The following is a 7,620-nucleotide window of genomic DNA, read 5'->3' as shown; positions in this document are numbered from 1 at the left end:
TTTTTTCMTGTKKGGGGGGGGGCGGCTYCCCCCCCCCCACGAAAATGGAAAAAACAAGTGGAAAAAGTGGAAAAACCTTCAAATAAATAAAATGCCTGCTTAGACGTCTTGAGATTGCTCATTAAAAATTATAAAAATACAATTTGATGAAGTGAAAGCTTCAAAATAAAAATTGACGACGAAGCTTTTTTAAGTAATCAATGCTATAATTTTCTTAAATGAAAATAGAAAAACCTCATAACAAAGCTATGAGGTTTCTGTGAGCGCGAAAGGATTCGAACCTTTGACCGTCTGCTTAGAAGGCAGATGCTCTATCCAGCTGAGCTACGCACCCATTAAAAGTTGATTCTTGCTTAATGATTCTTAAGCATTAAAAAAGTCGGGGCGGCAGGATTCGAACCTGCGACCTCCTGGTCCCAAACCAGGCGCGATGACCGGACTACGCTACGCCCCGAAAAAGATATATAGAAAAGCGGAGGGTAAGGGATTCGAACCCTTGCGACACTTTCGCGTCGACAGTTTAGCAAACTGCTCCGTTAACCACTCCGGCAACCCTCCTGTTTATCTTTGTTTTTTAATGATCGTTGTTCCTTTATTGCGAGTGCAAATATAGAATAGATTTCTTTATTTACCAAATATTTTTCAAGAAATATTTCCGTATTTTTGAGCTGATAAACGCTCAAAAAAAATAAGCAAATGCGTAAAACATTATATATCATCGGATTAAGCACAGTCGTTTTTTCCTGTACTTCTCAGCAGAATGCAAAAAAAAGGCAGTACATCCCCAGAACCCCTTCTGTACAGCCAAAAACAGTCTCTAAAACCACCGCTGAAAAGACAAAACCAAAGGTTTCTACGGAACATGGCGTAGACTTTTTTACAACCAATATTGCCAATGCTGCAAATAATGACAATACCGCAAGTTATGGGTCTATTGTTTCTGCAAAACCGGCCGGCTATAAAATTGTAAAAGACTATTTTCCAGCCATTGCGCAGAATTTCAGACAAAAATATCTTATTCTGCATTACACCGCATTACCGGATGACAAATCTATTACGGTTCTTACCCAGCAGGCAGTAAGTGCACATTACCTGGTTAATAATACGGGAGACAACGAAATCTACCAGCTTGTGGATGAGAATAAGCGTGCTTATCATGCCGGAGTAAGTGCATGGAGAGCCGATAAAAACCTTAATGATACTTCAATCGGGATTGAAATCGTAAATACCGGTTACACAACCGATGCTTCCGGAAAAAGAATATTCGCTCCGTTTGACGAAGCACAGATAAAAAAAGTGGCTGCTTTGGTAAAAGACATCGCTACCAGATACCAGATTCCTGCAACAAATATTTTAGCACATTCCGATATTGCGCCAACAAGAAAACAGGACCCGGGTCCTTTGTTTCCGTGGAAGAGACTGTATGATGAATATCAGATCGGGATGTGGTACGATGAGGCTGCCAAACAAAGTTTTTATGATCTTGCTGTTTCTACGGATTTTCAGTTGCAATATAATGATCCGGCATTTATTTTTAATGTTCAGACACAATTGCAGAAATTCGGTTACGCCCTGGATCTCAGCGGAAAATGGGACGACGCAACCAAAAAAACTATCGAAGCCTTTCAGTATCATTTCAGACCGCAGAATTATGACGGAATTCTGGACCCTGAAACATATGCCATATTACAGGCTCTTATCCTAAAATATCCAGTAAAATAAATATAATAATGTATTTTATCAGTGTGATATATTTAGATTTTAAAGATTTTACAACTTCTTTATTAAATTGATACATTGCTAAACTGTTACATTAATCTAAACATTATGGAAAATTTCAGAAAGGAAAGCGATCTGCTGGGCGAATTAAATGTTCCTATCAATGCTTATTATGGAGTACAGACGCAGAGAGCCATTAATAATTTTAAAATTTCAGGACAGCTTCTGTCTTCCTATCCCCAGTTTATCAGAGGGTTGGCTTACGTAAAAAAAGCGGCTGCAAAAACTAATTATGAACTTGGGCTTCTTGATGAGTCATTGTATTTCAGTATCGCTGAAGTCTGTGATGAAATTATCAATGGCGAGCTGCACGAACAGTTTCCGGTAGATATGATCCAGGGCGGAGCGGGGACTTCTATCAATATGAACGCCAATGAAGTTATTGCCAACAGAGTGTTGGAAAAACTGGGAAAAAATAAAGGGGAATATCAATTTTGTTCACCAAATGATCATGTCAATCTTTCACAATCTACCAATGATGCATATCCGACAGCAATTAAAATGGGATTGTTGCAGATGAATGCAATTCTCGTTGAAAAGCTCGAAAAAATTGTAGAAGCATTCAGGGAAAAAGGAAAAGAATTTCATGATGTCATTAAAATGGGAAGAACACAGCTTCAGGATGCTGTTCCGATGACACTGGGACAGGAATTTGAAGCTTTCGCCGCAACTTTAGAGGAAGATATTTCAAAATTAAATAACAATGCAAATCTCTTTGTAGAAGTGAACATGGGAGCCACTGCTATCGGAACGGGACTGAATGCTCCTGTTGGTTATGCCACACTATGTGCAAAAAACCTGGCTCAGATTTCAGGATTTCCTGTAGTTTCAGCACCCGACCTGGTAGAGGCAACACCCGACACCGGATCGTATGTTATCTATTCGTCGGCCATGAAACGGCTTGCCGTGAAGCTTTCAAAAATTTGCAACGATTTGAGGCTTCTTTCTTCGGGGCCGAGAGCTGGGCTTTTTGAAATCAATCTTCCGCCGATGCAGCCGGGATCTTCTATTATGCCTGGGAAGGTGAATCCCGTAATTCCGGAAGTCGTGAACCAGGTGTGCTTTAAAGTTTTCGGAAACGATCTTACCGTTACTTTCGCCGCAGAAGCAGGGCAATTGCAGCTTAATGTGATGGAACCTGTACTTTCGCACGCCATTATGGAAAACATTCATTTTCTTTGCAATGCTTTGGATACCCTTCGTGAAAAATGTGTTGTCGGAATTACGGCAAACCGTGAAGTGTGCTTATACATGGTAAAACACAGCATCGGAATTGTAACCGCGCTGAATCCGTACATCGGCTACAAGCATTCTACGGAAATTGCAAAAGAAGCGCTGGAAACAGGGAAAAGTGTTTACAATCTGGTATTGGAGAAAGGAATTCTTTCCCAGGAAAAACTGGATGAAATTCTTGATCCCAGAAATATGCTGAAACCGCATAATAAATAAACAATAGCTGTTACGTTGATTAATGGATTTGATTCTAAATTTTATCAATCATTTATCACTTATCATTCATCATTTATAGACTAAAAAGTGAGGTTTTTAATCATAATTCCCGCACATAATGAAGAACATAATCTTCCGTTTACGCTGGATTCTTTACAGCAGCAAAGCTTTAAGGATTTTAAAGCTGTGATTGTAAACGATGGTTCTACCGACAGAACTGCTGAAGTAGTCAGCAAATACACAAATCAGGATCTAAGGTTTGAAACGGTGAATTTGCAGAAGTCGTTGCATCAGCCAGGTTCAAAGGTTGTTCATGCTTTTAAAAAAGGGCTGGAAACTCAGGATTTAAACAGTTTTGGTATCATCTGTAAATTTGATTCTGATGTTATATTTCCTGAAGATTATCTTGAAAAAGTTGAGGAAACGTTTCGTAACAATCCTAAGTATGGACTTGTTGGCGGACTTTTATACATTGAAAAAAACGGAAGCTGGGTGTATGAAGGAAATTCCAATAAACATCATGTGCGCGGGCCGGTAAAAGCTTACCGCAAAGAGTGTTTCGTGCAGATGAAAGGTATCAGGGAAACACTGGGCTGGGATAATATTGATGCGATCCTTCTTCAGAATCTTGGGTGGAAAGAAGTTGTTATTCCGGAACTTCATGTTCTTTTAATTAAAGTAAAAGGGGCAGATTACACTATAAAACCTGCGGAATATTATGGTAAATATTTTTATTTTTTGGGGTTAAACAGGTTTCTGGCTTATATAGCATCCGGTAAAGAAGCCATGAAAAGCAAATCCGTTTCTTTCTTTTTTAAAATCATTAACTCTTATGAAAACTGCCGCCGTAGTCAATTAGAATTAAAAATTTCTGAAGATGAGCGTAAAGTAATCAACCGCCAGCGTTGGGAAATGCTCAAAAGAAAATGGCTGAAAATGTAATTTACAGTACCTGATATTTACCTTTAAGAAATAAACAAGAAAAGATTTTTATCTTTAAATTTAAAACTTGAAAAAAATCGCTTACATAGAAATTGATACCCATGCAGAAATTGCACAGTCTTTCATGGATGTTATGGCTGGAGGAAGCTCTTTTTCGGTAGATTATTATTTTTCAAAAAAAATTAAAGATCACATTACTGAAAGCAGTGAAACCATACACCTTTCAGACAGTTCCATGATTCTGGATCAGCTGACCTTCAAAAAGTATGATCTTATTATTATCGGAACTGCTCATCGGTATTTCAGTACATTTTCCGCTATTGCCGAAAAGTATAACACGACCGTAATTATTCACAATATCAATTTTATTAATGCCTCAAATTTCAGTCTTTTCAAAAGCATATTTAAAAAAGATATCATTTACCGTTTAAAACTTTTGTGGAAGGAAGGCTTGCTGGACTCCTCAAAAATTTACCAGAAAGCAAAAAGCCTCTTGTTGTTGGATGAAACATTGGTTTCCGAACGCTTTACATTTTTACCGATTTTTTATACGAAATATTCAGAAAAAATTCAGAATAAAATCCTTACTGTTGTTATTCCGGGAGGAGTAAGCCAGAAGAGAAGAGATTATAACAAAATATTTTCGGAGATAAAAAAAATAGAACATTCGGATATTCATAAAAAACCTATAGAATTTGTGTTTTTGGGCAAAGCTGATCATGCTGAACTGAAACAGCTTGCTGATATTGAACGTTCTTTAAAGCACGTTACCATTACCTATTTTTCGGAGAGAGTTTCCCATAAGGATTTTGAAAACTGGATGCGGAAAGCAGACGTTTTGTGGTGTCCGATCCGGCAGGAAACCGAATTTTTCAGCCAAAAAGAAATTTACGGCAAAACGAAAATGACAGGAAATATCGGAGATGCCATAAAATTCGGAAAGCTTGCCGTGTTTCCGCAGAATTATCAGTCTTCGCTGGATTTTATTATCCCGGAACAGCCCGATCTTATTCAGCAGTTTGATGAACTTAAAGATCTCAAATTCGATTTTCAGAAAAATTACAGCAAAAAAACAGTAAAGCAAAAACTCGAAAATCTCCTGAACAATCTTATTTCTACTTGAATTTAAAGATACTTTTAATAAAATCCCTGTTTACATAATCTTCAATCGGGAAAACCTTTGTGAAATAATTTCCTATAAAAATCAAAAGCAATACAACAAAAGGTTTATAAATCAGATTGATGAAATTATTGCTGAAATTGGGAAGTACAATCGCCACGGTAATCGCCAGAGTACAGATAATGGAAACAAAAATCATCTCTATGGAAAGCGGTGAAACCTTGAATACAAAATAATTGAATACAATTTTCACAACATTGTAAGTAATCAGCGAGATCGCTGTTGACAGCGCAATACCAATCAGTTTCAGATCCGTATTTTTCAGGAAATATAAATTTAAAAAAATCGTAAGCCCGGCAAGCAAAAGCATTACCAGAATATTGAATTTATAATATTTTGAAAGTGAAATAATGTTTCCGTTGAAGCCTGTGGCGAGATCAATTAAAACCGCCGATCCCCAGATCCAGACTACCGGTTCGTACTCCCTCAGCAGCATTCCGTTTTTAGGCATAAAATACGTCAGGTAAGGAAATCCGACCATAATGCACGAGAATAAAACGGCGCCTAAAAAATAGAGCGTAAGTGAAGTTTTCTTATGAAATTTATCCAGCCCTTCCATATCGCCGTCTGCAAGATTTTTGCTGATGATCGGGGCTGAAATATTAAACAATCCCAGCTGCGGAATAGAAATGAGGGAAATCAATGCATACAATGTAGAATAAATCCCGTTTTCCTCCATTCCCATATATTCTCCGATCATAAAGCTGTTGATCGCAAGATAATTCCCGAAAGTCCCTAAGAAACCAAAAAAACTGTAGTTCATGAACTCCTTCCAGAAGCCGTCTTTTTTAAAATAATCGGTACTGAAATCAAAATTGATTTTTTCCAGCTTATTCGTATAATAAATATAACCGAAGAGCATCAATGCAAAAATTCCGAAAAAAAATGCAAGTGCTGTTTCCTGCGAAAATGCAAAGTAAAAAAAAAGGCAGAATGCGCCAAGGTTGGCAATTTTAGGAAAAAGGTTGTCAAAAATATTGGAAACAACAATCCTTTTATAGTTAGAGGTGTATTTATTGAATATCGCACACAGCGACAAAACCAAAATCAACGGAAGGATAATTCCTTTGATATTCCATGCCTGGGTTTTTAAAAACTGGGGATAAAAATAAGGAAGTATAAAAAATATTCCGCAAAAAATCAGAAAATTAATAAAAATTGTAATTAATGAGAGGGTGAGCATATTCTGGTTTTTCCCGTCTTGCTGCACACTGTGAAAAAATTTCACATTCGCATACGAAATCCCGAAAACCACAAAAGGAACCAGCATTTCTGCGGTCTGCATGCTGTATCTCAGTTTGCCGTAAAACTCAAAATCATTAGGGAAAATAAAAATTGCGGAAACGGTGCCCAGCAGGAAACCTATATAGCCAATAATAGAATACTTAAACCCCTGTCTTGCAACTACACTCATTTTGGCTGACTTTTAGGGATGAAGATGATGTTGTTGATGTATTCTTTTTTATTTTTTTCGTCGCTTATATTTTTTAGTAAAATTTCTTCCGTTAATTTTTCCGGTTCAAAAGTAGTCCTGTCCAGATAGTGTGCGTTGTAGCCCCAGGATTCAACCTCCGAGATTTCCTCCCATATCGGGGTATCATGGTGTCGTTGTTCCATTTCCACCATCAGTACGGGCAGAAATTTACAGATCACTTCACGGGCTCCGTACAGTGTTTTCATTTCATTGCCTTCCACATCAATTTTAATGAAATCCAGCCTGTGGAAACTTTCTATGGCAGCCCAGTCGTCCAGGCGTATTACTTTTACCTTTTCAGTGTAGCTTTTCTCTTCGCCTTTTTCTTTGTAGGAAGTATTGAGTGTGCCTCTGGAAGCAATAGTTCTACCATTGATGACGGGAACTTTAAACTCTGCTGTTGTATTTTCATCCGAAAGAGCCAGCGGGAAAACGTGCATTCCCGGAAAAAGCCTTTTAAGCCTTCTGTATAGTTTTTTGTTGGGTTCAAAAGCATAGATCTGCTCATGGTCGAGCTTATTTTCGAGCTGATATAAAAATGTACCTACATTGGCGCCAATATCCAAAATAACGGCTTTTTTATTGAGAAATTCTTTAATCCAAACCAATTCCGGTTCTACATTTCTTGATGAGAAATTATCTTTGTTAAGATTATTTAAACTTTTAAAAAATCTTTTCTTGTAAAAACCAGGACTGATATATTGCAGATTTTCAGCAATTCTTTGGTATAGAGACATGCTTTTGCTTTTGACAATAGCAAATATACATAAAAATGTTAAATTAATGTTAAAACAGC

Annotated in this window: 6 protein-coding genes and 3 tRNA genes; 4 read left to right on the top strand and 5 right to left on the bottom strand. The window is 37.4% G+C overall.

The genetic code is table 11. From position 1 onward, the window contains the following. Positions 1–260: 260 nt before the first annotated feature. The 3 genes from SOP96_RS07390 to SOP96_RS07380 form a co-directional block, all read right to left on the bottom strand. Positions 261–334: transfer RNA gene (locus tag SOP96_RS07390), tRNA-Arg, on the bottom strand. A 45-nt stretch (positions 335–379) separates the two neighbouring features. After that, positions 380–454, bottom strand: a tRNA-Pro gene (locus SOP96_RS07385). Between the two features lie 19 nt (positions 455–473). Next, positions 474–558 (bottom strand) — tRNA-Ser (locus SOP96_RS07380). Between the two features lie 138 nt (positions 559–696). Between SOP96_RS07380 and SOP96_RS07375 the strand changes: the two genes are divergently transcribed. From SOP96_RS07375 to SOP96_RS07360, 4 genes are all read left to right on the top strand, one after another. Continuing rightward, the gene (locus tag SOP96_RS07375; RefSeq protein ID WP_326320343.1) at positions 697–1,722 is read left to right on the top strand and encodes an N-acetylmuramoyl-L-alanine amidase; all 1,026 of its coding nucleotides are present in this window, start codon (positions 697–699) and stop codon (positions 1,720–1,722) included. A gap of 105 nt (positions 1,723–1,827) precedes the next feature. Beyond that, positions 1,828–3,228, top strand: coding sequence for an aspartate ammonia-lyase (aspA, locus tag SOP96_RS07370; protein ID WP_326320342.1), 1,401 nt, complete (start codon positions 1,828–1,830; stop codon positions 3,226–3,228). An 87-nt stretch (positions 3,229–3,315) separates the two neighbouring features. Beyond that, on the top strand, positions 3,316–4,170 hold the full coding sequence (locus SOP96_RS07365; protein ID WP_326320341.1) for a glycosyltransferase family 2 protein: 855 nt from the start codon (positions 3,316–3,318) through the stop codon (positions 4,168–4,170). Positions 4,171–4,237: 67 nt separating this feature from the next. After that, on the top strand, positions 4,238–5,293 hold the full coding sequence (locus SOP96_RS07360) for a hypothetical protein (RefSeq protein ID WP_326320340.1): 1,056 nt from the start codon (positions 4,238–4,240) through the stop codon (positions 5,291–5,293). Here SOP96_RS07360 and SOP96_RS07355 read toward each other — a convergent pair. Both SOP96_RS07355 and SOP96_RS07350 read right to left on the bottom strand, forming a co-directional pair. After that, positions 5,286–6,764, bottom strand: coding sequence for a lipopolysaccharide biosynthesis protein (locus tag SOP96_RS07355; protein ID WP_326320339.1), 1,479 nt, complete (start codon positions 6,762–6,764; stop codon positions 5,286–5,288). The genes SOP96_RS07360 and SOP96_RS07355 overlap by 8 nt on opposite strands. After that, positions 6,761–7,561: an FkbM family methyltransferase gene (locus SOP96_RS07350; protein WP_326320338.1), complete on the bottom strand. Its 801-nt coding sequence runs from the start codon at positions 7,559–7,561 to the stop codon at positions 6,761–6,763. The genes SOP96_RS07355 and SOP96_RS07350 overlap by 4 nt, the downstream gene beginning before the upstream one ends. Positions 7,562–7,620 lie beyond the last annotated feature (59 nt).

Source organism: Chryseobacterium salviniae (assembly GCF_035819015.1).
Lineage (GTDB): Bacteria > Bacteroidota > Bacteroidia > Flavobacteriales > Weeksellaceae > Chryseobacterium > Chryseobacterium salviniae.
This window is presented reverse-complemented; position numbering and strand designations above follow the sequence as displayed.

Bases quoted from the DNA above. Each gene is read 5' to 3' on its own strand.
- SOP96_RS07350 (WP_326320338.1), bottom strand. From the start codon at position 7,561: ATGTCTCTATACCAAAGAATTGCTGAAAATCTGCAATATATCAGTCCT.
- SOP96_RS07375 (WP_326320343.1), top strand. From the start codon at position 697: ATGCGTAAAACATTATATATCATCGGATTAAGCACAGTCGTTTTTTCC.
- aspA (WP_326320342.1), top strand. From the start codon at position 1,828: ATGGAAAATTTCAGAAAGGAAAGCGATCTGCTGGGCGAATTAAATGTT.
- SOP96_RS07355 (WP_326320339.1), bottom strand. From the start codon at position 6,764: ATGAGTGTAGTTGCAAGACAGGGGTTTAAGTATTCTATTATTGGCTAT.